Raw genomic sequence first — 26,023 nt, forward strand, 5'->3', positions numbered from 1 at the left:
TCATTATGACTCTGCTGTAACGGCATTCATTCCGGCACCCTGACTGCCGGAACTGCCTTGCAGCAAACATTGCATGAAGCGTTCGAGGCCTCGTCCTTCATCCTCCTCGAACGGCCAGTCAATCAGCGATTCTGCCGCATGCTGGAACGCTGCTCCGAAGGATGCAGCCGAAAGAGATTCGGGCAACGGGTTATCGGGACAGAGCTTGTGCTCGTACGGGATATATCCCAGGAACTGGAGCGAAATCCCCAGATAACGCCTGGCGGCGCTCTCCATATTGCTGAAAATGGTATTTGCTTCGATTCCTGTAACCGCTTTATTGATCAGAATGTGATAGCGCCGCTTATTCTGGTAGTTTCCACCGATATGCTTGATCAGCGCATAGGCAGCAGTAATGGAAGCGGCTTCGGGCGAAGCAACCACAACGATTTCATGACTTGAAAGAGCAAGCGAAAGCGAGCGGCTGGCCTTGCCGGGAGCAGCATCGATCAGGACCACGTCGAATGACGGCGTTATATGCGCGAAAGATCCGATCAGGTGAGCGCGGTCGCCGGCATTGAGTTTTTCAAGAGCTCGCATGCCTCGCCCCGCGGGGAGGATCGAAAATCCGTGGATACTGCTGGCAATCACTTCCTGAACGGTTTTGTCGCGTCGAATAACATCCAGCAGGTCACGGTGCGCATTCAATCCCAGCAGCCCGCATACATTGCCTGCACCCGTGTTCTCGTCGATTACCAGCACACTTTTTCCATTGCGCGTCAGAGCCGCCGCGAGATTGATCACAGCTGTGGTGTTTCCCGTACCCGTACCACCGGAGGTGAGTGTGACAATGCGCAGGAAATTCTGAACCAGCAATCGGCGAAGGCCCTCTGCCTGGTCATGAATGGGTTCAGTCAAGGAACACCTCGCTCGTATCCGGTCCGATTCCGCCACCCTCGCGACTTGCTCCGGCTATCGAGCATGAATGATCGATAGCGGTAAAAGACGCGCCACCCTGGAACTGAGGAAAATGAGCGAACTGCGAGAGATCGTCGAACATGCGGTTTACCAGGGACTCGGCATCCGCGAGCTCGATATCCTCGGGGACCCGCTGGCCGTGAGCGACGTAGTAGAGAGGCAGACTGTGGCGCATGGCTATATCGAGCGCACAGCCCGTTACCACCGCTTCATCCAGCTTGCTGATGATGGCGCCCGCCAGACCATCACCCCAGTAGGCTTGAACAACTTCGTCCAACGTATGCCAGCTCGAAGCAGCGTTGAGCAGCAACAGGCGCTTGATTTCACTGCCGCAGCCGCTCAGCATGGCAACCTGTTCGGCCACCATCTGGTCGCGCTGCCCCACGCCAACCGTGTCGATCAGCACAATATGCTTGCCGCGTAATTCATTCAGCACGAGGGTCAAGTCCTGCGTATCCCTCACCGCATGTACGCTGACCCCCAGAATCTTTCCATAAATCCGTAACTGCTCATGTCCGCCTATGCGGTAGCTGTCGGTCGTCAGCAAAGCGACCTTGCTTGCTCCATGGCGGACAACACAACGCGCCGCGAGCTTCGCGGTAGTGGTCGTCTTACCCACACCGGTCGGCCCTACCAGGGCGTAAACACCCCCCTTCTCCAGAATTTCGTTCTCGTTCCCGATAGTCTGAAGATTGCCTGTCAGTGCCGTTCTTACCCAGTTCATGGCTGCGCTTGCGTCCAGATTTCCTGGCAATTGATCCAGCAGCGCCTGCACGGAATCATCATGGAGTCCTGCTGCCAGCAGCTGGCGAAATAATTGCCCGCGTACCGGATCGCGTCTCTCCTGTTCGTTCCGGCTTAGTGAGGCAAGTTGCTGCTCCAATGTCGAATGCATGAAACGGACTTCCTTGAGAACGCTGGCCGCAACCTTGTCCACGACTTGAAGGGAATCCAGCGCAAGCCGTCGCGGCTTGCGGGAAATTGCAATTTCCGGATTCACTGCCGTTGCTGAGTTGCATGTATTCTGTAACCGTTTCCGCCAGCTCCGGAAGTCTGACACCTTCGTTTCCCCCGCCATGCCGCTCGCTTCACGGGAGGTTGTTTCTCTGTTGCTTTTCTTCACTGACCCTTCTCCACTCTTCGTGGACTGCACGCATCCCGTGATTGCGCGAGGACGTTTGCTGGAAACTTGTGGAATGGCTTTTTTGTTGGTCCTGGCAGCGTGGCCTGTTTCTTGCGCCTTCTTGCGCGGCGAAGGAGGCAAATCAGGCTGGGGTGCCTCTTCAACATTTCTTTCAATTCTTGCCGTCCTTGCTGTCTGCTCCGCACCTGCAGCAGGAGGTACAGCAGGATTTTCGGGCATACTTTTGGGAACCGCAGGTTTGGGAACGGCAGATATCGCTACCGACACGTCGGGCGAAAACCCGTTCTTGCTCTCTTCCCGCGGCCTTTGCTGCCGCCCATCTTCTTTCTGGCATTCCGGCAGCGGGAGCAGCGCAGACATATCGCTATTGCTCAAGGCCAATATCTCGACACCATTGTCTACCGCCCGGTTCGACAGAATCACCCCGTCGGATCCGAGCTCATCGCGTACCATGCGCAATGCTTCACTGGTTGTTTTGGCAAAAAATCGTTTGATAGTCATGCTCTGGCTCCAAGAATCGAAGTGACTTTAATATTGCTTGAATCGGGTACTTCCGCGTGCGACAGTATTTTCAGTTGAGGGACGGCACGGCGCAGAAAACGCGCCAGCAAGGTTCGAAGCGGCGCCGGCACCAGCAACACGGGAACCAGCCCCACCTGCTCCTGCCGCTGACTGGCTCCAGCTGCCTCCCGAATGAGGGTATCGGCGAGTCCCGGCTCGATTCCGGCCCCCGTCGGGCTGGCTTGCAAAGCTTGCGTCAGCAACCTTTCCAGTCCGGAATCAAGCGCCATCACTTGCAGCTCACTGGCTTGGGGCCATATCTGCTGAACGATTGAGCGCCCCAACGCAATGCGCACCAGCGCCGTCAGTTCATGCGCATCCTGAACTTTCGAAGCGTGCTCGGCCAGGGCTTCGACGATGCTTCGCATGTCGCGTATATGCACATTCTCTTCGAGCAGATTCTGCAGCACCTTCTGCAAGGTGGAGAGCGGGAGCAGCTTCGGAATCATATCTTCCACCAGCTTGGGGGAATCCTTTGAGAGGCGATCCACCAATTGCTGCACTTCGGTGCGGCCCAGCAATTCGGCAGCGTGGCTGTGCACCAGATGATTGAGATGGGTGGCAACGACAGTGCCTGCATCGACCACCGTATACCCGAGCGACTGGGCGCGCTCTCGCTGACCTGTTTCTATCCAGACAGCGGGCAGCCCGAAAGCGGGATCGGTGGTGGCAAGACCCGGCACGTTGCCGGATACGATGCCCGGATTGATGGCGAGATACTGCCCCACATTGACTTCACCGGTTCCAATAGTGACGCCCTTGAGCGTTATCCGGTACCCGTTAGGGCGCAGTTCCAGATTGTCACGGATATGAACAGTCGGCGGAAGATACCCGACCTCTTGGGCAAATTTCTTGCGCACGCCTTTGATCCGCCCGAGCAGCTCCCCGTCCTGAGCTTTGTCCACGAGCGAAATCAGCCGATAACCCACCTCCAGTCCCAGTATGTCTACGGGCATGACATCATCCCAGCTCGCGTCCTGCGCCTCCGCTTGGATAACGGGAGCTGTCGGCGCCTGCGCTGCAAGCCCCTTGCGGCGCTGTTCCATCAGATACGCCCCCCCCCCGCACAATGCAGCCAGCAGCAGAAAGGCAATGTGAGGCATACCGGGTATCAGACCCATGAGACCGATGATAGCGGCAGTCAAAGCCAATACCTGGGGCTTCGAGAAAAGCTGGCCTGCCAGTTGAGTGCTGATATCCTCATCTGTGCCGACGCGGCTTACTACCAGGCCGGCAGCGGTAGAGATAATAAGCGCGGGAATCTGTGCCACCAGTCCGTCACCGATGGCAAGCAGGGTGTAATTTCTGGCGGCGGTAGCAAGATCGAGGTCATGCTGCAGAACGCCGACTATCAATCCGCCAATTACATTAATAAAGAGGATGAGAATTCCCGCTATCGCATCTCCCCTTACAAACTTGCTCGCACCATCCATGGAGCCGTAAAATTCAGCCTCCTGCGCAATGGAGACGCGCCGCCTCCCCGCCTCCTCCTCACCGATGAGGCCCGCATTGAGGTCCGCATCGATCGCCATCTGCTTACCCGGCATGGCATCCAGCGTAAAGCGCGCGGAAACTTCCGCAATGCGGCCTGCACCCTTGGTAATGACGATAAAGTTGATCACCACCAGAATAACGAACACAACTATGCCGACTGTATAATTTCCGCCGACGAGGTAATGACCAAATGCCTCGATGACTTTTCCTGCCGCATCCGGCCCGGTATGGCCTTGCATCAGCACCACGCGGGTAGACGCCACGTTGAGCGACAATCGCAGCAGCGTTGAAAGGAGCAGCACCGTGGGAAATACGGCAAAATCCAGCGGCTTGTGCGTATGGATGCTGACCAGCAGCACCATGATGGAGAGCGCGATGTTGAAGGTGAACATCATGTCCAGTAAAAATGCGGGCAGTGGCAGTACCATCATGCCGAGGATCATGAATATCAGCAGCGGGCCTGCAAGGCTGCGCGCCCTCGCACCGCTAAACAGGTAAGTCAGTTTTGTCATCGCAGTCATCGTTATTCAGGTTTTCCAGGTTTTCCAGGTTTTCCAGTTCTTCCCGCTTCCTTGAACGCTTTGTTTTCCGGATCCAGCTCAACCGGCACGTCAAGTTCCGGCAAAACTGGGGCCTTGCCGCCCGGCGGGCCATATTGCTGATGACGGCGCAATTGATAGACGTAAGCGAGCACCTCGGCAACGGTGTTATAGAGGGTCTGGGGAATTTCATCCCCCAGCTCAGTATGTTGATAGAGAGCACGGGCCAGCGGTGGCGCTTCCAGCACCGGCACTTTGTGCTGATGCCCTATCTCGCGGATTTTCAGGGCCAATAGATGCATACCCTTGGCGACGACTCGCGGCGCACCCATCTTGCCATCTTCGTATTTGAGCGCGACGGAGTAATGGGTAGGGTTTGTGATAATCACATCCGCCCTGGGAATTTCGGTCATCATGCGCTTTCTTGCCATTTCGCGCTGTTGCGCACGGATACGCCCCTTGATTTGCGGATTACCCTCCGTTTCCTTGTTTTCCTGACGAACTTCTTCCTTGGTCATCCTGAGCTTGCGGTAGTGATCCCACAACTTGAACGGCACATCCACTGTGGCAATCAGTATCATGGTACCCGCGATGGAAAGAAAACTCAGGGCAACCAGTTCGCCCATATGAGTCAAGCCCGGGACGAGTGGCCGGGCAATGAGCGACAACACGGATTCCTTGTAATGCCAGATCGTCCATACCCCTGCTCCACCGATCAGTGCGGCTTTGAGGAGAGCTTTTGCCAATTCGATCAGGCTGTGCAGTGAAAACATGCGGCTTAGGCCGCTCAGTGGATTTATCCGCTTGAAATCGGGATTGAGCGACTTCCAGCTGAAAAGCCATCCGGAAAGCAGCATGGGCGCAACCAGGGCGACCAGGATCATCAGTATCAGGAAGGGAGCGAAGGTAATCAGCACATGGAAGGATTGGTCGAACAGGCGCTCGACCAAGCGTGCCGACTCAAATCCGATCTCACGCGGGATATGCATTCCCTCCTTCATCAATCGGGCAAGCCGGCTGCTCAAGTGTCCACCCATGAGCCAAAGACCAGTCCCAGCTGTAATAAGGAGGGCAAATGTCGACAGTTCCGTGGAGCGCGGTGCTTGCCCCTCTTCACGAGACTTTTCCAGACGCCTGGGGGACGCCGGTTCCGTTCGTTCCTGATCGCTCTCTTCGCTCACTGCAGATTCCTGTCACAACCCGAATGACTGATAACTCCACGTGGAATTACTGCACGTGGATGACATGCGACATTATTGGGCAGCTCGGGAGTGTGCTATCGGGGAAAAAGAACGCAATTTTCCCCATAATTCTCACGGCATCGCGGAGGGGATCAACACAGGGGGTTTTCTTTACACGGTGCGGAATGGGATTTCCGCATTCGGGCAGGATCAGTGGAGTGTTTCCCGCCAGAGGAGATTGTTGCCGGGTTTCCGGAAGGGTGACAACAGTTTCTCAGCCGGCCCTACTGCGCAAGGTTTCGGGATTGATCGCGCCATTCGTTTTGACTTCCGTTGTTTCCACGCCTTCCTTGCTTATTGCTTCGGCAGCCTTGTTACTCATCACAATGATGCTGATACGCCGGTTGACAGGATTCGTCGGATCATTCCTGTCGAACAGGACTGCGGAACTCAGGCCCACCACGCGCATGATCTTTTGCTCATTCATCCCACCGAGAATGAGTTCCCGGCGGGAAGCATTCGCGCGATCGGCAGATAGCTCCCAATTACTGTAATTTTTCTCGCCACTCGCGTAGGGAGTTGAATCCGTGTGACCGGAAAGGCTTAGCTTGTTGGGCATTTCGTTCAGGACACTGCCAAGTTTTTTCAGAATTTCGCGGGTGTGCGGCTCCAGTTCAGCCTTGGCAAGCGCAAACATCGGCCGATTCTTATCATCGATGATCTGAATGCGCAGGCCTTCCGTCGTAATATCCAGCAGTAACTGCTTCGTGAATTCACGCATGGTCGGATTGGATTCGATCAAACGCTCCAGGCGGCGCTTCAAGTCCTCCAGCCGACGTGCATCGCGCCGCTCCAGCTCAAGTTGTGCTGCCTTGAGACTAAGCGGTTTCTCGGAGCTGTCCACATCCATTTTTTGTACCTGCCCGTCCCGACGCATCAAATCTTTTCCGCCTCCCTGAATCAAACTTGTCCGGTCACCGCTCCCGGAATCTCTTTTCGGTACCGATTCCAGCGGTTTCATAAAGTAGTCGGAAATACCTTGCAATTGAGCCCGGGTCGCGGAACCGAGCAGCCACATAACCGAGCAGCCACATAAGCAGAAAGAACGCCATCATCGCAGTTACAAAATCTGCATAGGCAATCTTCCACTGGCCTCCGTGCCCCTGGCTTTGCCTCCTTACTTTCTTTATGACAATACGATGCTGCGTCTGGGCCATGGCTGACCTCTTTCCCCTTTCTTATTTGTCTTTTGCCCGTCTGACGTGGCTTTCCAGTTCAGCGAAACTGGGCCGCTCCGTCGAGTAGAGCACCTTTCGTCCAAATTCGACTGCTAGTGCAGGAGTATAGCCATTGATGCTTGCCAGCAAGGTGACCCGGATGCATTGCAGTATCTTTGTCGATTCATTGAGCCTCTGTTCCAGTATCGAGGCAAAGGGCCCGACAAACCCATACCCGAGAAGAACACCAAGGAAAGTTCCCACGAGCGCTTGAGCGACAAGCACACCCAGTTCCGAGGGCGGCAGTCCTACGGATGCCATGGTATGAATCACACCCATTACCGCTGCAACAATGCCGAATGCCGGCATGCTGTCTGCCAACCGGCTTATGCAATGCACGGGGATTTCGCCTTCCTGGTGATGAGTCTCTATTTCGTTGTCCATCAGATTTTCCAGTTCGAACGCGTTGAGATTGCCTGCCACCATAAGACGAAGGTAGTCGGTCAAGAACTCGAGCGCAACCGGCTCGGCAAGAATATCGGGATAATTGGCAAAAATCGCGCTTTCATTGGGATCGTCGACATCAGGCTCGATCGACATCAATCCTTCCTTGCGAACCTTGACCAGAAGATCATAGAGCAGCGCCATCAAGTCCATATACAAGGCTTTGGTGTACCGGGGACGCTGCACAACCTTGGGAAGTGACTTGAAGGTGGCTTTGAGAGCTTTTTTCGTATTGCCCAGGGTAAATGCGCCCATTGCCGCACCCCCGATCATGAGAAGTTCGACCGGTTGAAACAGTGCAGCCAGGTGTCCGCCAGTCAAAGCAAAACCGCCGAACACTGACCCCAGCACGATGAGAGATCCAATAATGGCCAACATCTTTTTCTGATATTTCCTGTATCGACTATTGCATTGCTGGAATAGGTAATTTTAGAAGCACGCCGGTAGTCCAGAGCGCTAGGTTCAAGCAATGTTGCCGCTCGCCTCATCACGGCTCTTCTACGGCAAACTGCGGTAACACAGCAAAATCCTGGATGTGTTCTCTATAACGGGTCAAACCCGCCGGACTTTAGCCCATCGAGCGTGTGTTGATTGCTTCCTGGAAAGTAAGCGGAAAAAAGCAAAAAGCAGCCGGAAAGAATTCCGGCTCAGGAGAGAAAGAAATTGGATGCTGGCGGAGAACAATGTCCTCCGCGCGGAAAAAGGATCTGCGCGAGTATGGGGGCGCTGGGTGCTACGACTTATATAGCTGCCTCTGCCACCATTGCTGTCCGCGCCTTGTTGGTTTTGCCGGCTCGGGAAGGCATATGGCACAGCCCGCAAACGTAGCGGTGATGAAGATCGTTCGCGTGCACCACGAAATGCCCGCCGCATTGATTGCATGCAGTGGTCTGCATCAGTTTGCTTTCAAAGAAGCGCACCAGCGTCCATGCCCGGGTCAGGCTGAGTATCGGCTCCATTTCGCAAACCTGGCAGTGCTCCAGATAAAGCTTATAGCTCTTGGTGATTGCGCTGATGCCCCGGCAGTCGCCATGAGCAATCAGATAGCGGTAAATGTCAGCGAATACGGAGGAATGTATATTGGGCTGCCACGTAAGAAACCAATCGGTGGAAAACGGCAGCATTCCCTTGGGTGGGGAAACGCCTTTCAGTTCCTTATAAAGTTTGATCAGCCGCTCGCGGCTCAGGGTGGTTTCAGACTCCAGTAACTGAAGACGCGCACCCAGGCGAATCAACTCGATCGCTGTCTTTATCTCGTTGGCTTCCGACACAATGCTTTTCTTGCGCATAACTGATTCCCCCTCTCCTTGTCCTCAAACCGGGAAGCTCACTTCCCCAGGAAATTCTCGGCAAATATTTCAGGAAATACTCTATGAAATTTCTTCAACCGGCTGTCCTGCAAGCAGGATTGCCGTATGGGATTGCGCCATCAATTTGTCTTTGGTGTAGTTGGCAAGCATGCCGAAGACCAAATTGTCGTCGAAACGTATCCGGCACAACATCATGTTGGAGTTTGCCAGCTTGAGTATCTGCCCTGGAGTCAGCACTTCCAGGATATCGGCGATATCCTTGCTTATCCCCAGCCTGAAAATCGCCATATCCTTGTCGGCGATTACCATCTGCTGGGCCAGCATGAGATAAGTCAGATTGAAGTCCTTGATTTCCGCTGTCAGTTCGTTGGTTTGCATTTTTACCTCCATCACAGTGAATGGGTGCATTGTGGAGGTTTAGAAGGGGAGAAAAAACCGGAGGTTGTCCGATTTGGGTGTAGAAAATGACAGCATTTCCGTGTAAGAAATTTTCCTACAACAGAACCCACCAGCTCGGAAGATATCCAGCGGGGCTGTATAACCTGCTCAAACGATGCTGGGGATGCGATACCGATAGCAGGTTATGCTGGTTCTGGTTGATCAACGTCAACTTTTTATGAAACTTTAGCGGTCAAGATCAAATTTTTAATAATCCTACAAAAAAATTCTGATCGAAAAACCGCCTATTTCATCATGATCGCTTGGCAATCTCCTGCGCTCTCAGACTGAAACTCCATAACTCCATTACCGTTCACGGAAACCAGGTTATGTCAAGCACTTGAAATTGATTCAACAATCATACCTCCGACCCTATCCATAGCTATAATATGGCTGAATGAAGGAGTGTTTAATTCAAAAAACCGAAGCAACACAAGGATAAATAATGAGATCGTTGACCTCCCTAGTCCTCTTATTATTACTTACTCAAGTTGCTTCTTGTAATCGCCAGACGGAATCCAATAACCATCGTGTACCAGAAGCCACTAACTATAATGACTGCATTCTCCAGCATATGAAGGGTATTGGCAGTGATCTTGCTGCACGAGCGATTGATGAAGCCTGTGCCGACAAATTTGGCGATTCTGAATCTCCAAAACAGACAGGTCTTTAATTTATGCTCAACAGATTTATCTCCAAATTTTTGTCCCACATCTATACTTTTCTTTTATAAGCATTTCTTAAAACTACAATCGATTGCGGGAAAAAGTCTTGGAACTATACGAGATTGGGGCTGTTACTTACTGCACAAATGTCACCCCCGGCGACTCTCTTTTCCCTGAGGAAGCAGAATACGTGGCGTCTCAAGTCTCTGAGCTATTTCTATCACGCCTCGCAGAAAGCCCCTATGCAGAAGACGTTGGGGTTATCCGAGCTGAATACGAGCTCGGTTGCGTTATCACTACCATTACCATCGGCGCATCGCTCGCGGGCCTTTACAAAATTATTGTCGATTACGAAAAATTCAAATCCGGACTGTCCCAATTAGCCAAAGACCTCAATGGCGTCTATGTGCGTGTTAAACAATCCTTGCACAGGAATGGTTCAACATACATCATGAGAATAAATCTCCCAGATGAGAGAGTTCTAGAAGTCACCCTCAAAAAAGCTGAAAATCAAGAAATTAAACCCCTCTCTCCCACCAAAAGCATAACCAGCCGTTCCAGGAAATAACTTTTCCTGTTGACCCTTCAGCAATAAAAAACCGCCAGTTTAAATTGCGGCAACAAAAAAGCCCGGCAAACGCGGGCGTGGATACTGCATTCGTCTCCCTCTTTGAGAACTTTGAGAAGAGAGAACGAGTGGGCAGGTTAACAATATAAGGAAAGCTCTACCGTTAAATACTTAACGCATGGAAATAAAAAAACGCTTCCTCAAGCCCTCTTCTTCGTTGTACATTCCTATAAGTAGGTTGCTCAGGAGGATGAACGCTATGACGCGAATTTCCTCCACTCTGGCTTTAAAGCTGTCTGTTCTCACTTCGTGCAGGCCTAGAATCTGCAGGCCTAGAATCTGCCAGGATGTGGCATTCCACGGTTGTAATTACCTTGTTGCCGCATGTTGTCGAGTCGCTGTTGCTGATACAGGAGATCCACCTGTAACATGAGATCCCTCTGTAACTCTCTATTTTGCCCCTGCATCGTGTGATCCTGGTGCATCAATTGCTGCTGCTGAATTTCGAGTTGTTGCTGCATCATATCCTGGGAGCGCTGCTGAATACTTGGGTCAAATCTGTAGTACTGCGCGCTGGCAGTAAGGGAAAGAGCCAGGGTGAAGAGGACAGCGAGAATAAATTTCATTTGTGGAAGCTCGGTTATTGACTCAGGCGAATACCCGCGGGATTTTCTGCAAAGGAGAGAGTGTATTTGAGTGTTTGTTTTGGCTACGGTTCGCCTAATGCGTCATTCGATTAATTTTACCGTCGCTCCGACCTCTATGGCCCAAGGAGTCCCGCTACCACCAATAACAAAATAACTCCAATTATTATTGCCATCAGCGAGTCAATGGCGCCAATTTTGTTTGTGGCGGTGGTGAATATGGAATAGCTAGCTTGTAGCCTCTACTGTTTCGATCGCGTTTAGCAGCATGCGGCCTCTGCGACCTTGGCGCTTTCGTACGGCTTGAGGATTGCCCAAGCATGCCGCAGGGCGTTTTCTTTTGAGGTGTCTATCACTCCACCTCCGCTTTCAATTAAGCCCTTCCTTAATGTCCGCCACCGTTGCAAAAAATGTCAATCCAATTCTTGTTCACTGGGAAAATAATGGCCCCGTAGCTTGGGATGAGGCCTTGCGGCAAGATGAGATTTTAAGGAACCGTCCTTGTCCAAAAAACCATTTTCAGAAAGATTCGCAGAAGTTGTGCGCCGCATGAAGGCCAGAATGCCTGAAGCCTCTGCGCCCCAAAATCTTCATACTGGCTATGTGGGGTTCCATGGGGAGCTCGACAAACCTACTCCAAAATGAAAACAGGTATGACAATATAAAGTGATGCCTGCGACGAACTCTTAATTCTAGGCAATACTGCAGGAGAAAGAATCGTACATGAAAATATTCTCGCTTATATTTGTCCTCATATTTTCCCTTGCAGCACTACCGACATACGCAAAACTTGCGGATGATCTTAATGATTTGGTCGGTTATACAATTACTGCAAGCAAAACTATAAACCGGTGGTATGACGACGAAAAAGGTAATGACACGTTCGAAGGGTGTGACCGCGGTCGCGTGATCGTGTTTGACGACAACACATCCCTTACTTGTGCGGGACGTGGGTATCAATATGTCTATAGACCGACAGCCATAATTCTTACCAGGGAAATCACTTCCAAGGGGAAATCATTTTACGATGTTAAGATGGTTGTGGGGGACAAAGTCTATGATATGGGCAGGTAAACGAACCACATCCAAAACAAACACTCAAATAACCACTATGAATTCTGATGGATGGATCGCACGTGCCGCCAAGACGAATATCGCCCCGCACCACCATCACCGCCTCCCAACAAATAGGAGGATAAATGGAAAAGAGCCGAGACGAGTTGATAGGAGAAATCAGGTACGCGATACGACTGGCGGAACGCACTGGACGCCTGTATCGTCGGTGCAAAGCGTGAGCGGGTGAGCGTGTTTTTTCGGTTCTAGGGGGAAGCGCGGCTGTATCTGCAATAACAGAGAGTTTCCCCTAAAGAATTGTCTCTAATCGGGGCTGGCGTGGTTGCAGTATTTGGAGCGGCTTTGATCGCCATCCGCCCAGGAGACAAAGCTGCCCAAAATGAAGCTGATTTACGCCGATTCCAGTCTTTAATGGTTCGCGCTAACAGTCTTGACGAAAAAGCTCTTGAAGCGGCGCTTGAAGAAGCGAGACAGGGATTGGCACAGGAAATCGAGTCGTTGTGGAACGTGGTCTATAACGACGTGGTTTTGGAGTTCAACCGTCCTGACGCCCTAACCCACTCTCTCCCTTACAGAAAATCCTACGGGCTTTCGCTTAAATAACCGCACCGCTCCTTTGGTGTACCTCCGTACAATAGTCAGCTAGCGCGTAACGAATAACAATAACAATGCGCGGCAACAGATCTTTTCAGGAAAAATAGTCAATACCCGTTGGTCAGGAAATGCTTGCGTACTTTGATCAAGGAAGTTTCAATTTCTGTATTTTACCCAAGGTCTGGATGCTTGAATAATGCAGCCCTGGTTATATCCAGCCGTACGGTGCTTGCAAATCCATCGTGCTGAAGCAGCAGGATCTCATCCGGATAAAGCTTCCTCACTGCTTCGAGCATACTGGCTTCGATACCCTGCAGTAGCAGTCACTTGTCCATTGTTATTGATGCCAGTAGCTCGGATAAGAATTACCCCGTCAGGTAGATCAATCAGTGAATTGAGATCCACCATACCTTCTCCATCAAGGCTGACGAAGGCATGGTAATCACCTTCAGTCGTTTGAGACTCTCCCACCACCTGCCCGGCATTGTTGACGTCGTGGGCCAAGCTCCACCAGTTCCCGCCCCAAAGTGCCCAGGTCTCTCATCCCCATGGTTGAATCGACTATGGCCCTGGACTCATCCATGAAGGTTTTCCCATGCTGAATGCTACAGGCCTCGAGAAGGGGCCTGTAGCTGAAGGGGAATTATTTTCTCACGTGCGAAAATTCCTGATTACCCGTTCCTGTTTGACACCGGCCCCCTCAGCATCCAAATCTGGCTGGTACGCCTGTCATGACTTGTGCTCCTCTAATCCTGCACTGGGAGCCAACTGCTGGCACCGCTAATGCTCCAGCCCAAGCTCATCAGTATGCTGATAAAATTATGCTTCGCCTCATTTTTCCGGGAGAAAGTTGCATGAATTTGGTCTTTAATCGATACGCGATTGTGTACCTCGCTGTGCTGGCTCTTTCAGGATGTGGGTCGTTCGAACCTCTGAAGATGTATGACGGATTGACAGGATTTGGTCGATAGGGTTGCCGAATGTGATTCAGGTTGATCCTGGAACCCATGATCTGGAGATATCTGCGATTTACGGAAATCTTCACCATCCAACCTTCCCCATAATCAGAGCCCCCGTTGAAGCAGGCAAGGTTTATCAAATAGATTTTCAGCTCGGGAGGACCCCCAATGGGGGGACAGGGGCAAGCTATTCCTTGCGCTACTTTGGGAAATGGGAGGAGTACGAGAATTTTCTTTCCAAACACCTGGAGTATGAACTAGGTACGCCTCTTCCTTAGCTCGGGGTGTTCGGCAGCCCGATCGTCGGAATTATCGAGCGATTCCATCGCTGCCTTTAGATACTCGACTATCAATTTACGGTCAACGCTCAGTTCCGCGATTTCTCGTTCGTGGTGGGAGATCATCTTTGCGGAACCAAGCACAGGATCGGGGTGGCCGGATATTTCTCCATACACTCAAGGCTGCTTGTGCAACGAAGGCCTTCCCTCGTACAAGCATCGCAATCTTGGGCGCAATTAAGAATTTTAGGAGGAGGAGGTTGCTTGGGTGTGCCTGTTGGGGGTGGTGTTGGGGGTCCTATCACACCGGGAATATTCTGGGTTTTAGATTGATGTGCTACAGGTGGATCAGCTGCAGCTATTGACAACATAGCGGAAAGCCCGAAAAAGCTTACCAATTGTGTAGTTTGAATTAACCTTCTTGTTTTCATTTTTCTCCTCTATCCGTTCAGGTGAATAAAAAATCGATTTGGTACCAAAAAGATTAACCCGTCTACGATGATGTTCCGTACCAAGTTTTACTATAGTCGACGCCTTTAAAGAATCAACGCGGAATAGAGAACATCAATGCTCGCCTCGCGGCGCACCAGGCATGGGTCTTCGCCGTACTCGGGAAGACCGACATGGCGCGGGCCATCGCCTTCGACGCTCTTGACCTCGCAAAGAAGATCAAGCCAGATCAAGCTAAGGCTTGGATGAAGGGTCTCGGCGACAACGGCGAGGACGAAGGGAAGGTTCTGCGCCGCCAAATCGAGGAGTTTCTCGAATCCTTGGGAAAGGGAGGCACCTCTGCTGGACGCTTGAAGGATGCCTGGAGCCTCTTCCGTCGGCCCTTCTATTTGCAAGGGCTGATCTTGCTCGGCATGGTCAGTTCGATCGCGTATGCGATCCAGACCGCTCCCCCTGGCGCCCCTCCTTCCAAGCCCTATGTCCTGGATCCGCGTCTCTTCACGCCGTCCCAGTCCTACACTTCCAGCAATCCTTACGTTCCCTCTCGTTCGGCGTATGCTCCCCCTCGTTCGGTGTATGTTCGTCTGGCGACAGCTCCGACCGGAAACCCGTGGTCAGCGACCGCCGACTACGTCGCAGGCTATTCCCACACCCATACGGATGGCTATTCGAAGGTGATGATCGACAACAGCCAGAACGACTCGGATGTCTTCGTAAAACTCGTCTCACTCGACAGTCCCGAGGCTTTCCCCGTTCGCGTCTTCTTCATTCCGGCCCGGGCCAGCTTCACGCTGGACAATGTCACTCGAGGCAGCTACGACATTCGCTACCGCGATTTGGACTCAGGAGGACTATCCCGCTCTGAGCAGTTCTCCTTGAAGGAAAACAAGACTTACAACGAAGTGCAGTTCAGCAACATAAAGATGACGCTCTATAAAGTTCGCAACGGGAACACGCAGACCTATCCGCTCTCCGAGGCCGAGTTTTGAGGGAAGCCAATGGCTGTGAAGTAGCTTAGCCGGGGATTGCGAATACGACGAGGCTCACCTAGCGCGGTGCGATGGGAAAGTTCGTGCTCGCGAAGAAACCGATGGGGCTTACTGGAAGATTGAGGACACTGAGAGTTCTTCATCACATTTTTAAAAACGGGTTATCCCGCGATATATGGGGGTACTATTAGCATTCACTTGTTTTACGCATAGTGAATGCCAGTTAGAGAAACTGAAATTTGTCATTTTGGAGTACACCCCATCCTGACAAATCTGCCTGACACTTTTCCTGTCATTTTGTCAATCTGGAGTTATAAATTATATTGATTGACACTCACTCATGAAGGTCATAGACTCTACTCTGACATTTATAGCAGGGAAGAACCATGACCAGTCAGAGAATCGGATACATCCGGGTAAGTTCTTTAGATCAAAATCCAGAACGGCAGCTCGACAGTATTTCGCTAGACAAGGTATTTACTGACAAGGCATCCGCCAAAGATACAAACAGGCCTCAACTCCAAGCCGCACTCGATCACGTCCGTGCGGGGGATATGCTCATAGTTCATTCGATGGACAGGCTGGCGCGTAACGTCGAGGACATGCTAAGGCTTGTAAGGGAAATGAACGATCGGGGAGTATCGGTTCAATTCGTTAAGGAGAACATGAGCTTTACCGCTGGCAGTAATGACCCACGCTCGATCCTGATGTTCACGATGCTGAGCGCGTTTGCTCAGTTTGAGCGATCCCTGATAAAGGAGCGGCAGCGGGAAGGGATAGCCTTGGCGAAAGCCAAGGGAGTCTACAAGGGCAGGAAGCCGGCTCTCAACGCAGACAGGATTGCGCAGCTGCGGGAGCAGGCCGCAGCGGGAGCAAACCGGAGCAAACTAGCCAAGGAATTTGGGATAAGCCGCGAAACCCTTTATCAATACATCCGATAGGAAGAAAGATCAGGCTAGTGACCCTACCTCGGAATCAGTACCATCAGTACCGGTCTAAAGTGGAAAATTCCGGCTTCGTAGGCCTGTCGGGCAAGGTGTTTTCCCTTGCCCGGCGGGCAAATTCAGCGGGTGTTGCCCACTGCAATGCAGAATGGGGATGCATCTCGTTATAGTACTGTCATAATCAGCAGATTGGGTACAGCCATGGTAAAACCGTTTTCAGAAGTTCACTTCCTAGACAATCGCGAGCTGAGCGAGAAGGAAGGAAATGCTCAGTGGGTTTTCTTAGGCCATTTCTCGAACTCATCTATATTATGAATACAGCTGACAAGCGCCTATGCTTTACCGATGCGAAAAACTACAGGCTTGTCTCCAGGAAGATCCTTGAGAACAAATGACAGCCCTCTTTTGATTATGGATATGTCACGAGCAGCTAACAAGCAACCAACGCGATGCCGCCCCGAAGACCAACCATGCGGGGCTCAGTCGCCATCTTCATTCTCCTGCGCAAGTTGCGACTTGAGATGATAGGCATCGATGTCAAAGTCTCTGCTGTCCGAGACCGCGGCCAGTACCAGGGGCGTAACGCGCTCCCGCTCTTCCTCGGTCTCGAAGTTTGTGAAGTTGGCCGCAGCTGCCTCGGCGAACAGTTTCTCCGACAGCCGCTTTGCCTTTACTTCATAACTCTCTATGTCGGAATTGGCGCCGGGAGGGATGTTTTCCTCGATCCATGTTTTGGCCCACATCAGGAAGCGATTGCTCATGACTGCCCACCCATCTTCTGCGTTGAGTTCGGGGCCGGTCACCCCTCATGGGAGCATTTTACCCATGATAAAATAGATTATCAATAATAAGGTTACGACATGAACGCTTCCAATTTTCCGCTAATAGGCGAAACTGTACGGCAATAGGAAGAACGGGTACAAAGTGAGCGAGGCCGCTTATGCGGCCTTTTTTATTGCAGTTTTGCACCATTTCGCATTTACTGAATTACGATTCTCCGTGTTACCGTAAATGCGATTTTTATTAAATACGATTTAACAGAAATAAAGAATCAAGTATTTCATTAATATCGCATTTATAATTATCTTTATAGTCGTATTATCGTAAATACAGTAATACGAAAAATCGTGTTTCATCAAAACAATAATTACGCTCAAGGACAATCATGATTATTGGGCTTTTGAATCAAAAAGGCGGGGTGGGAAAAACCACTCTCAGCGTCAACATCGCCGCCGCGCTGGCGCAATCAGGGGCAAGGATATTACTGATTGACGCCGACCCCCAAGGCAGTACCCTTGATTGGGCCACAGCAAGGAAAAGGGAACCCGTTCTATCCGTAGTCGGCTTCCCTCGTAAAACACTCCACCGGGAAATCGAGCAGATTGGCCAGGGTTACGATCACATCATCATTGACGGGCCGCCGCGCGTCGAGGAACTGGCGCGCGCCGCGATCATGGCCTCCGATATCGTCGTTATCCCTGTGCAACCTTCCCCTTACGATATCTGGGCGTCAGATGAAGTCATCAAACTCATCGACGAGGCCCGCGTCTACAAGCCACACCTGCAAGCCACCTTTGTAATCAATCGCGCCATAGCAAATACCGCGATAGGGCGGGACGTGAGGGACGCGCTGGCGGTGTATCCTATCCCCACGCTGAAGAACACCATCGCGCAGCGCGTAATCTTTGCGGAAGCTGCCACCCAGGGACTCTCCGTCCACGAGATGGACGCTGCGGGACCGGCTGCAATGGAAACGAAGGCCGTACTCGACGAAGTGATGGAGATCATGCGGTGATGACCAAGAAAATTTCGTTTGAACCAAAGCCCAGTAAACCATTGCCACCTGCCGCCGATAACTGGGTTGAAAGCCGCACTCCCACCGATGCTCCGCCAGCCGTTACTCAGCCAACACCCACCCTTGAGCAGGCGATCCAGGAGAAACCCGTACCAAGGAAGACTAAACAGGCGACGGCCAACGAGTCGGAGAGAATGAAGCGGCTAACCATCGATATACCGCTCAGCCTCCACCGGGCAATCAAGATGCAATGCGCGGGGCGCGACACGAAAATAGCCGAGGAAATACGGGAACTGCTTTTGAAGAAATACGGAAAATCATAAAACTGTATTTACGACTTTCTTTAAACCTTGAATCAAGGACTGCAACCATGACATACGCTGAAATCTATCTAACCATCCACAAACACGTTATTTGGTGCACCTGAAGCAAGTCATTAGATGTATTGCCTTCTATACTTCCCCCGGATTTTCTTTGCTTGAAAAGCTGCAACTTTATTTTAAGTGCCCCTTAAGTGCCCCGTAGATACTAAATTAGATAATAGTCGCAGGGAGATCATGTTAATAAGTCTTTTATTTTATGGTCGGAGCCTCAACCGAATATAATAAGTAAATACTTGTTTCTTTTACTTTTTAATTAAGGATTAATAACGTAATACCGTCAAAAATACCGCCCAATAACTCTATCTCAACCTTAAAAAAACCCACCAAAGCGGGTTTAGTGAAGTAGGCAGGGATTATTTCTCACGCAATTCTTTCAGTTCCTCCTCAAGCTCCTGTATCCGTTTCCTTAAATCCTCATCTTTAAATCCTCCAATAAGGAACTTGCTCAAGGTAAACGCGATAACCCATATCTCCTCTGCTCTGGCCTTTAAAGCCCTACGGTTCTCTATCTCGTGCAGGTCTTCTGTATATCGCTGAATTTGATTTAGCTGGCCGACAATGTGGGTGAGAGAGGATAAGTCCAAGTGTCAGTACTCAAATTCTACAACTCTGGAAGAGATTCAGCTCTGCCCTGCCCTACGCTTCACTGGGAAGGCTCAGGTTGAGTTTAATCTAGGAGAGCCACCACTTAATTTAAATCGATTGTAGGGCTTCTGGTAGAGCCTTCCTCTCTCTGCAAAAATAAAACCCGCCGAAGCGGGTTTAAAAAGGGAGCTTAAAGATGCAGGGATATGCCGCCCTGCAATTTCAATATAGCAGAAATAAAAAAAGAAAAAGCCCGGCATAAGCCGGGCGGGGGTACTGCGATCGCTTTTCTATTTTGGGAGAGAAGCGAGTGGGTAGATTAACAATATAAGGAAAGGTTTACTTTTACTATGAAATACCTAACATATGTAAATCGATTATAGAGCCTCAGGTAAAGAGAACCCCCGAGGGCTGGCCCACCGGGGTTTGATCTCTTACCTGCCGCGCAGCTCTGGAGCCAAGCTGCCGCAGGTTGTCGGGGTTATCGCACTGGCCGACTGATCGGGCGAAAGACGCCTAGAGCAACAAAAAGAAAAAAATTGTATAGATTTATAAAAGCGACCCCCGAGCGCGCTCTAGAGCCTCAGGAGGCAGAGATTTGCACTCCCCCTCCCCTGGCTGGATGCACTGAGGCGGCATCTACCTTTTGAGGCCCATAACTGAATGACCACTCAGTATTAGAGTTAACATTTTTTATTGATAACTCGCCGGTTGAAATTATGTCCATGCCAATCAGCACGTCCCTCCATACATTGCCTGGATTCGTTGAAACGACAGTCAGTTCATAGAAGGTAATCTTGTCGGGAAGAGAGAGATTTATCACGTAAGCATGACTCTTTCCTATCCCGTTAACACCTTGTGTAAAGCCTTTTCTTATAGGTTTTAACCCGCATACCTGGACGACACGCTGAGTTATTACTGATTTGGTCGAGCCTGTATCCCATAGGGCGTTAAATTCAACTCTTGGGTATTCCGGAGTTCCATTAGCTGGATTGAATGCTTGAGAGACATGGCAAGGTGTTGCCAAGGCTGTCAGTAAACCGTCTTTGCATTTAACAGTAAAGCTTCTATTCATTAACATAGTCCTGGAACTTGCTCATCACAGACATTGGCTGCCGTGATGATATTGGATAGCGGAATATCCGCAGGGTTAACGCCACACATCTCTGAAGTGAGGTAATCATAAATGACCAGAGCGTTGTTCTGGCTCCATTTTGTCTCGCCGGTGCGGCGGTCATACAGTTTCTTCCCGCGCATCAGGACTTTTATATCAGGGACGCCACCCTGGAATTCGGGTTGCCTCAAATCTAGCCTGATCACTGTGTAGGTAAAGCCGGTAAGTGTTGCGCTCGAGCTCCACTTATCCGGGCACTCGGCCAGCAGGGAAGCATCGGCCGAATCGCCCGGCACGCCAAGGTGCTTGCGCACTCGTACTTGCGACGTATTAACCTGATACTGGTACGTCACGCTGTAGTGCGTTGCACCGGGATTACCGGTAACAGTGATAGTATTGACGGATCGGGTGTATGGAACCTCCGTTATAAAAGTCGGAAGCAACTTGAACAACGCGGGAGGTCCGTACGCCAATACCTTTACCGCGCTGCTCGGCGTGTGTGTCAGGGTAAAAGGCGAAGCGGGGAACGTCTCGGTTATGCTCTCTGTTTTGGCAGAGTAATATTCCCCGCTCGTTACAAAGCCGTCAGCATCGAGCGGGCCCAGTTCCTTACCATTGATATAAATTTTCTCGATCTCGTCGCTCTCATGTGCGGCATGGACGCAGACGAGATGTTTGTATTCTTCATTCAAGCCGCTGGACAGAATCGCCACAATATCCGCTCCCACCATTGTCCGACCGTAAACGTACCGGTGCGGCGCGTCTGTAGCAATGCGCGTGACGGTGCGCTCTTGCAGCGAGTTAAGAAAATCTTCTCTTGCCTGCGCTGCGCTTCGCCTTCTTCGCGGCTGCACGTTGAGCTACGGCGCCAAATACCGTAGTGCCGATGGTCAAAGAAATAGATGCAACCGTTACAGCCGTCGTAAGAGACATCTCGATTATTTCGGCCCCGATGATCGCAATCAGACTTACAGGATCGGCATGTGCAACGCCTGGCAACAGCAGAAAAGCTAGAAGCGATGCGAGGAAAAAACCGTTTTTCTGAACTGGCTTGCGCGGTCCTCCTGCCATTTGCTGAATTCTTTTGAAATATGGGAAATTTTGTCTGCGTGGGAGGGCGCCCGGTGTCCAATAGCTGCTTCCCCAAAGTTTTGCCCACCCCCCTGCCCAATAAAAAACCCCCGGTTTCAGGCCGAGGGTTTCTTGTTGCATCAGCCGCGCACCTCTGGAGTAGCTGCCGCTGATTGTTGGGGTTATCGCACTATCCAACTGATCGGGGGCATTCAAGGCTGCTCCTGCCTGCTCTTTGTTAAGGCTTGACACCGGTTACCAGAGCCAGTGTTTTCGGATAGGTTGCCGCTACATCCAGACGGGTATGGCAGGCAAATCCGATCTCACCAGTCCCGGCATGCAGTTCGCGTAATACCTGGATCGATACACCTTCCCGCATGAAATAAATCAGGTTGAAGAAGTCCCCGATATAAATCTCTGAACAATCGTTCGAGGTACCCACGGTCAAATTGTTGGGGATCTGGCTCGTTGCGATGAACTTGGTATTGTCCAGAATAGGGGGCTGCCGGCGGGGTTGATTGGTGGTATCGAGCAGACCGGCCAGGACAGTCAGCGAACGGGGGCTCATGATCGCGGCTGTCGGCATGGGGGCCATCCACTGCCAGAATCGACTGAATCGCAGAGATGAAGTTGGCATATGCTGTAGTGGCAAGGGAAGCGCCATTGGCCCCATTGGTTACAGCCTGGATGCCGGTAGTATTCAAGATGCCCTTGATCTCTGGCGCCGTGCCACTACCCCTTAAGCCAGCCCGATCTATCTCCTTGGCGAATGTCTGGGCAATCGCTATGGTAAGCGCCTGGTCGAGGTTATCTGAATCCGCCAGCAGTTCCCGGCTTACCTTGAACTGGAAGCTCAAGGATTGAGGCGTGATGTCCACTGCGCGGAAGGTAGGCTCGCTGGTGGCGAGAGTACCGGCTTCTAGGCGCCAGGCTGCCGAAGGTACGGTATCGATCGCAGCTATGCGGTAGTTCTTCGCTCCTTCTTCCAGCTTGGCTACACCCGCCCCAGCGGTAAGCAGCGCGCTTGCAGGGACCATAGCCTGGAGAAGCTGGAGCTGCAGATAGGAGGGAAGAGTAAAACCGCCTGCACTGTCCGTGCCGATCTGGAGCGAATTGCGCACCGTATCAGTAATTTTCATACCACCCACGCCGCGCAGAAACTCTCCCATCCCGGCCTTGGGGAGGTTGGAGTTGAATTCCCTATTGGGGAATGCGTTATTCAGCTCGGGGCCAAATTTTCCATTCTTGGCATAGGCCACCGGGATTTTTCGCCCGGTATCGATGTTATGCCATTCCGGGGCGCCGCCGACGTCTATGCCACCGTTGGCGATCTGCTTCATCTTTAACTGATGGGCTTTAATCTTCCCATCTACGACATCCACTTCAGCCATAGCCCTGTCATACTTTGACTGATGCTCCGAAGTCCATTCCGGGGTCTTTTCCTTGTTCACAAGGTTTTGCAGAACTGCTGTCAGTTCATCACGACGAAGGCGTAACGCCTGTATACTTTCCACTTCCTACTCCTTTGTTTATTTGGAGCTTTTATTGTCCAATAAAGCAATTGTGCGCCGCAATTGCAATATTGGTATCAAGTGGGAGCAACAGGCGCGGATCAAATATTTTTTAGCGATTCCACCTCTTTTTTACGCAGCCAGGCTTTGATATTTCGCACACGCACCATTCGTATGCCAGGTGTGAGCTCTATGAAATGAGGAAATGTCGGATCCTTCTTCATCAGCCGGCGCAATGTGTGACGACTGATCCCCAGCAATCCGCCGAACCTTTCATCCTCAGGAGCTTGTCTTCAGTCTCGTTCATTGTGTCGGCCCCTCCGAAGACAGACCGGCGACTAGCACGGCCCGCTTTGTCTGCAATGCAGCGACGTTCGCCTTCAGCATCGCCAGGCAGACCTTTCGGCCCAGCTCTTCGAATGACTCGGCTTTAGTGACGCATTCCAGTGCTTGACTCACTTCCTTGATTGTTTTTTCCTGACCGAGAATGAAGTGATCCGTCAAAACTTCTATTGCACTATTCAATTCACTACTCATCTGAATTTTTACCTTTTTTGTTACGGTTTATAGAAGGAAAGCGGGGCGAGCGCTCTAGAGGGATGGGTGCTAGAGATTGCCTGACCCCCACCCCCATCAATTTCGCGGATATGCACGCGGAGGGGACGGCGCGCTCTAGAGCCTTGTGGCTTAAAGAATGCACCTCCCCCATACGTTCACGGCTCATGCTGCTCTCCTTTCCAACTGCATGTCCGCACTGAATTGCTCGATTACCTCAAGTAACGCGACACCATCGTAATGAGTATGAGGTATCTCTAATTCGAAAGATGCTGCACCCTTGATAGCGACAGTCAGCAATACAGGATCGCTACTTGGATCCTCGCAAATTACCGCGTACCGCTTCATCGGGTCACTATCCAGCATTTCCAGCACCTGTTTCTGTCTCATTTCTAGTTGGAGCAAAACCATAATTTGATCTTTATGCTCTCGAATGAGCGGTGCCCATTCGTTAATAATATTCCTGTCGCCAATGATGCTGATTCTCTCGTCAGCAGAAATGGATAGCGTCAATCCATCGATTGAGGCCTGTTCGATGATTTCCAGAGGGTTCAAATCGTTACCTCCGTTTGTTCGCTGGTTGAAGAATTATCTCGAAGATGCTCAAATTTCCCGAAGGTGCTCACACTATTTTGATGAGCATCTTCGGAATTCGGGTCTGGCAAGCTCCAGTACCACCCTCCTTTTAATCCATCTTTTTTGGAGCGAATACCTAAACGTTTTTTTGCTCTTCTGAGGGTCGCTACCGAGTAACCCGCACCCTTGCATTCGCTTTCAATTTCCTTTTGCGATTTTCGGCCGGCCGCTAGCTCATCCTTTAGGAATTGTTCGACTCCAGATATTTCGTCCTCATCGTTGTTTGATTCGGTCTCTGCCAGGAGCTCTCGAGCTGATCCTTCCACCCGCTCACCCCAGACTGAATAGCTGCCAAACACACCTTTATAGCCATCGATTTCCTTTTGGCTCAGGTCATATTCAAAACCACCATGATCGAGCCCGATGTTGCTTTTTGCCCGGCAAAATATCCGCTTGAACGTTCCGCTGTCATTTATCTTGGCCGTAGCCAAAACGATTCGTGCCAGCGCGCCGAAGGCAAGAGAGCCGCTTACTCTTTCCAATGGCTCTTTCCCGTTCGTACCTTTGGAGAAATGAGATATGCCCAATACTGCGCAGCCCAACGTTTCTCCGAAGTCGACAAGCGGCTGCAGAGCTCGACGTACTTCGCCGTTCTTATGGCTGTCACCAGCGACCGCATTTACGATCGGGTCAACAATCAGCAGGGATATATCTCCTATGCGTGCGGCGACAAGCATCATCGCGCTTATATCGGTTGCGGGATCGAAGCTTCTTATCTCGTCACCATGTTGCACGTCACCGATGAAGTGAATCCTGTTGAGATCGGCGCCCGCCGCAATGAGCCTTGGTATCAAGGTATCCTTGGCGTTATCCTCACCGCTCCAGATCAGCACATTGCCGATCGGCGCCCGTGTTCCATCGGGAAACCTTCCGCCTATGGTCACGGTGGCAGCAAAGGCGAGCGCTATAGTTGTCTTGCCGGTTCCTGCTTGCCCAGCAAAGATATGTAACTTTCCGCGGGCAAGCCAGCCATTCCACAACCAGCGGATAGGCTCAGGCTTAATATCCGCCGCGCATGTAATCCGCACGATGGGCAGAGGGGCAAATGGATCGGGTGATACCTGACCAGTGGCGGTGCTGGGAAAATCGCTTGTAGGGCTTCCGGCGCGGCCTATTTTTCGTTGGATTTCAGCAAAAGCAGCTTTAGCTTCGGGTGTCGCTTCCACAGCTTCCATTGCGTTTATGCTCATGCCGCCTCCGCTATTTCAAGGCTCTGGTACGGCTTAATGATTGCCCACGCATCACCAGTACCGGCAAGGTCAAATGCGAATGTTGCAAGGAAGCAAGGATTAACCTTGGCTACTTCCTGTACAACTGCATCTACTCGATGCGCGTCTTTGCTGCGGTAGGTTATTTGAACAGGCAGGCCCGCAAGGAACCTGAATTCAATCTCAGCAGGCGTGAGATTGTCTGGAATGATGATCCGAGGATAGGCCTTACCCAGATCCCAATCGAAAGCAACTATTACCATCTTGACAGGCGCTTTTCCTGCTTGCCGGATAGTCATTAATTGCTTGCGTAGGGCGGAAGTCGTTTATAATTGCGGTTCAGTTTGTTATCACATCGCGCCTCGGTTGCCGCCGAGGCGTTTTCTTTTGTGGTGTCTGTCATTCCACCCCCGCTTTCGATTCAAGCCATTCCTTAATGTCTGCCACTTTCCAGGCCGTAATGCGCTTAGAGAGTTTGACTGGAGATGGGAATTCGCCAGTTTTTACTTTTCTCCACAGGGTTGCGTGTGAGATGGGTACAACATCGGGAATCAAGTTTTTTTGGCGGATATAACCAGATGCGGGCAGCTTGTCGAAGCCGGATAAATCTTTTGTCATTTCATTTTTCCTTATGTGATGATGTGTGACGTGGTGA

General features: G+C 51.3%; 30 protein-coding genes and 1 pseudogene. 7 read left to right on the top strand and 24 right to left on the bottom strand.

From position 1 onward, the window contains the following. Positions 1-3: 3 nt before the first annotated feature. The 9 genes from BMY01_RS00965 to flhD all read right to left on the bottom strand — a co-directional run bounded on the left by BMY01_RS00965 (position 4) and on the right by flhD (position 9,285). The gene (locus tag BMY01_RS00965) at positions 4-897 is read right to left on the bottom strand and encodes a MinD/ParA family ATP-binding protein (protein WP_074743727.1); all 894 of its coding nucleotides are present in this window, start codon (positions 895-897) and stop codon (positions 4-6) included. Next, positions 890-2,602, bottom strand: a complete 1,713-nt coding sequence (gene flhF / locus BMY01_RS00970) for a flagellar biosynthesis GTPase FlhF (protein WP_074743728.1) — start codon at positions 2,600-2,602, stop codon at positions 890-892. Before flhF ends, BMY01_RS00965 begins: the two co-directional genes overlap by 8 nt. Next, entirely contained in the window at positions 2,599-4,677 is a 2,079-nt protein-coding gene (gene flhA / locus BMY01_RS00975; protein ID WP_074743729.1) for a flagellar biosynthesis protein FlhA, read from the bottom strand. Before flhA ends, flhF begins: the two co-directional genes overlap by 4 nt. A 2-nt stretch (positions 4,678-4,679) precedes the next feature. Next, a complete protein-coding gene (gene flhB / locus BMY01_RS00980) occupies positions 4,680-5,876 on the bottom strand; it encodes a flagellar biosynthesis protein FlhB (protein WP_074743730.1) in 1,197 nt (398 codons plus the stop codon). A gap of 274 nt (positions 5,877-6,150) precedes the next feature. Continuing rightward, complete coding sequence (gene motB, locus BMY01_RS00985; RefSeq protein ID WP_368086219.1) at positions 6,151-6,954, bottom strand: flagellar motor protein MotB; 804 nt, start codon at positions 6,952-6,954, stop codon at positions 6,151-6,153. Next, positions 6,851-7,093, bottom strand: coding sequence for a flagellar motor protein MotB (locus BMY01_RS18680; RefSeq protein WP_368086220.1), 243 nt, complete (start codon positions 7,091-7,093; stop codon positions 6,851-6,853). Before BMY01_RS18680 ends, motB begins: the two co-directional genes overlap by 104 nt. A gap of 21 nt (positions 7,094-7,114) precedes the next feature. After that, positions 7,115-7,975 carry a flagellar motor stator protein MotA gene (gene motA / locus BMY01_RS00990; RefSeq protein ID WP_074743731.1) on the bottom strand — a complete coding sequence of 287 codons (861 nt, stop codon included), beginning with the start codon at positions 7,973-7,975 and terminating at the stop codon, positions 7,115-7,117. A 362-nt stretch (positions 7,976-8,337) separates the two neighbouring features. After that, positions 8,338-8,886, bottom strand: a complete 549-nt coding sequence (gene flhC / locus BMY01_RS00995; RefSeq protein ID WP_074743732.1) for a flagellar transcriptional regulator FlhC — start codon at positions 8,884-8,886, stop codon at positions 8,338-8,340. An 81-nt stretch (positions 8,887-8,967) separates the two neighbouring features. After that, on the bottom strand, positions 8,968-9,285 hold the full coding sequence (gene flhD, locus BMY01_RS01000; protein ID WP_074709356.1) for a flagellar transcriptional regulator FlhD: 318 nt from the start codon (positions 9,283-9,285) through the stop codon (positions 8,968-8,970). 831 nt (positions 9,286-10,116) lie between these two features. Here flhD and BMY01_RS01005 point away from each other — a divergent pair. Continuing rightward, entirely contained in the window at positions 10,117-10,578 is a 462-nt protein-coding gene (locus BMY01_RS01005; RefSeq protein ID WP_074743733.1) for a hypothetical protein, read from the top strand. Between the two features lie 332 nt (positions 10,579-10,910). Here BMY01_RS01005 and BMY01_RS17215 read toward each other — a convergent pair whose 3' ends face one another. After that, positions 10,911-11,204, bottom strand: coding sequence for a hypothetical protein (locus BMY01_RS17215; protein WP_139176627.1), 294 nt, complete (start codon positions 11,202-11,204; stop codon positions 10,911-10,913). 741 nt (positions 11,205-11,945) lie between these two features. On the opposite strand from BMY01_RS17215, the gene BMY01_RS01010 reads away from it, so the two are divergent. Continuing rightward, positions 11,946-12,296 (top strand): hypothetical protein, encoded by a 351-nt coding sequence (locus tag BMY01_RS01010; protein ID WP_074743734.1) that lies wholly within the window; start codon positions 11,946-11,948, stop codon positions 12,294-12,296. A 342-nt stretch (positions 12,297-12,638) separates the two neighbouring features. Continuing rightward, positions 12,639-12,899: a hypothetical protein gene (locus tag BMY01_RS01015; protein WP_217638595.1), complete on the top strand. Its 261-nt coding sequence runs from the start codon at positions 12,639-12,641 to the stop codon at positions 12,897-12,899. Between the two features lie 252 nt (positions 12,900-13,151). Here the strand turns inward: BMY01_RS01015 and BMY01_RS01020 are convergent, their stop codons facing one another. The 3 genes from BMY01_RS01020 to BMY01_RS18205 form a co-directional block, all read right to left on the bottom strand. Then, positions 13,152-13,364 (bottom strand): hypothetical protein, encoded by a 213-nt coding sequence (locus BMY01_RS01020; protein ID WP_368086222.1) that lies wholly within the window; start codon positions 13,362-13,364, stop codon positions 13,152-13,154. Beyond that, positions 13,339-13,473 carry a hypothetical protein gene (locus tag BMY01_RS18555; RefSeq protein ID WP_302848413.1) on the bottom strand — a complete coding sequence of 45 codons (135 nt, stop codon included), beginning with the start codon at positions 13,471-13,473 and terminating at the stop codon, positions 13,339-13,341. The genes BMY01_RS01020 and BMY01_RS18555 overlap by 26 nt, the downstream gene beginning before the upstream one ends. A gap of 633 nt (positions 13,474-14,106) precedes the next feature. Continuing rightward, the gene (locus BMY01_RS18205) at positions 14,107-14,304 is read right to left on the bottom strand and encodes a hypothetical protein (protein ID WP_254772547.1); all 198 of its coding nucleotides are present in this window, start codon (positions 14,302-14,304) and stop codon (positions 14,107-14,109) included. 446 nt (positions 14,305-14,750) lie between these two features. Here BMY01_RS18205 and BMY01_RS01035 point away from each other — a divergent pair, with 446 nt between their 5' ends. Together BMY01_RS01035 and BMY01_RS01040 are read left to right on the top strand one after the other, a co-directional pair. After that, positions 14,751-15,566 carry a P-loop NTPase family protein gene (locus BMY01_RS01035; RefSeq protein WP_074743738.1) on the top strand — a complete coding sequence of 272 codons (816 nt, stop codon included), beginning with the start codon at positions 14,751-14,753 and terminating at the stop codon, positions 15,564-15,566. A 386-nt stretch (positions 15,567-15,952) separates the two neighbouring features. After that, the gene (locus BMY01_RS01040; protein ID WP_074743739.1) at positions 15,953-16,507 is read left to right on the top strand and encodes a recombinase family protein; all 555 of its coding nucleotides are present in this window, start codon (positions 15,953-15,955) and stop codon (positions 16,505-16,507) included. Positions 16,508-16,989: 482 nt separating this feature from the next. On the opposite strand, the gene BMY01_RS01050 is transcribed toward BMY01_RS01040, so the two are convergent. Next, positions 16,990-17,271 (bottom strand): DUF768 domain-containing protein, encoded by a 282-nt coding sequence (locus tag BMY01_RS01050; RefSeq protein WP_074743740.1) that lies wholly within the window; start codon positions 17,269-17,271, stop codon positions 16,990-16,992. Positions 17,272-17,675: 404 nt separating this feature from the next. Here BMY01_RS01050 and parA point away from each other — a divergent pair, with 404 nt between their 5' ends. Then, a complete protein-coding gene (gene parA, locus BMY01_RS01055; RefSeq protein ID WP_074743741.1) occupies positions 17,676-18,305 on the top strand; it encodes a ParA family partition ATPase in 630 nt (209 codons plus the stop codon). Then, positions 18,305-18,628: a hypothetical protein gene (locus BMY01_RS17220; protein WP_139176631.1), complete on the top strand. Its 324-nt coding sequence runs from the start codon at positions 18,305-18,307 to the stop codon at positions 18,626-18,628. The genes parA and BMY01_RS17220 overlap by 1 nt, the downstream gene beginning before the upstream one ends. A gap of 1,228 nt (positions 18,629-19,856) precedes the next feature. On the opposite strand, the gene BMY01_RS01070 is transcribed toward BMY01_RS17220, so the two are convergent. The 10 genes and pseudogenes from BMY01_RS01070 to BMY01_RS01115 all read right to left on the bottom strand — a co-directional run bounded on the left by BMY01_RS01070 (position 19,857) and on the right by BMY01_RS01115 (position 25,986). Continuing rightward, entirely contained in the window at positions 19,857-20,348 is a 492-nt protein-coding gene (locus BMY01_RS01070) for a retroviral-like aspartic protease family protein (RefSeq protein ID WP_074743743.1), read from the bottom strand. Continuing rightward, positions 20,348-21,241, bottom strand: a complete 894-nt coding sequence (locus BMY01_RS01075) for a hypothetical protein (RefSeq protein WP_139176633.1) — start codon at positions 21,239-21,241, stop codon at positions 20,348-20,350. Before BMY01_RS01075 ends, BMY01_RS01070 begins: the two co-directional genes overlap by 1 nt. After that, a complete protein-coding gene (locus tag BMY01_RS01080) occupies positions 21,189-21,674 on the bottom strand; it encodes a hypothetical protein (RefSeq protein WP_074743745.1) in 486 nt (161 codons plus the stop codon). The genes BMY01_RS01075 and BMY01_RS01080 overlap by 53 nt, the downstream gene beginning before the upstream one ends. A gap of 22 nt (positions 21,675-21,696) precedes the next feature. Further along, positions 21,697-22,131: a phage major capsid protein gene (locus BMY01_RS18685; protein WP_368086223.1), complete on the bottom strand. Its 435-nt coding sequence runs from the start codon at positions 22,129-22,131 to the stop codon at positions 21,697-21,699. Then, a pseudogene (locus BMY01_RS01090) lies at positions 22,073-22,972 on the bottom strand (phage major capsid protein); the annotation flags it as partial. The pseudogene BMY01_RS01090 and the gene BMY01_RS18685, both read right to left, overlap by 59 nt. A 300-nt stretch (positions 22,973-23,272) precedes the next feature. After that, complete coding sequence (locus BMY01_RS01095) at positions 23,273-23,506, bottom strand: hypothetical protein (RefSeq protein WP_139176635.1); 234 nt, start codon at positions 23,504-23,506, stop codon at positions 23,273-23,275. Between the two features lie 183 nt (positions 23,507-23,689). After that, positions 23,690-24,079, bottom strand: a complete 390-nt coding sequence (locus BMY01_RS01100) for a hypothetical protein (RefSeq protein ID WP_074743749.1) — start codon at positions 24,077-24,079, stop codon at positions 23,690-23,692. Continuing rightward, the gene (locus tag BMY01_RS01105; RefSeq protein WP_074743750.1) at positions 24,076-25,350 is read right to left on the bottom strand and encodes an AAA family ATPase; all 1,275 of its coding nucleotides are present in this window, start codon (positions 25,348-25,350) and stop codon (positions 24,076-24,078) included. The genes BMY01_RS01100 and BMY01_RS01105 overlap by 4 nt, the downstream gene beginning before the upstream one ends. After that, a complete protein-coding gene (locus BMY01_RS01110; protein WP_074743751.1) occupies positions 25,347-25,667 on the bottom strand; it encodes a hypothetical protein in 321 nt (106 codons plus the stop codon). The genes BMY01_RS01105 and BMY01_RS01110 overlap by 4 nt, the downstream gene beginning before the upstream one ends. Before the next feature lie 100 nt (positions 25,668-25,767). Further along, the gene (locus BMY01_RS01115) at positions 25,768-25,986 is read right to left on the bottom strand and encodes a helix-turn-helix transcriptional regulator (RefSeq protein WP_074743752.1); all 219 of its coding nucleotides are present in this window, start codon (positions 25,984-25,986) and stop codon (positions 25,768-25,770) included. Positions 25,987-26,023 lie beyond the last annotated feature (37 nt).

The sequence above is a fragment of the Nitrosospira multiformis genome (assembly GCF_900110185.1).
Classification (GTDB): Bacteria; Pseudomonadota; Gammaproteobacteria; order Burkholderiales; family Nitrosomonadaceae; genus Nitrosospira; species Nitrosospira multiformis_A.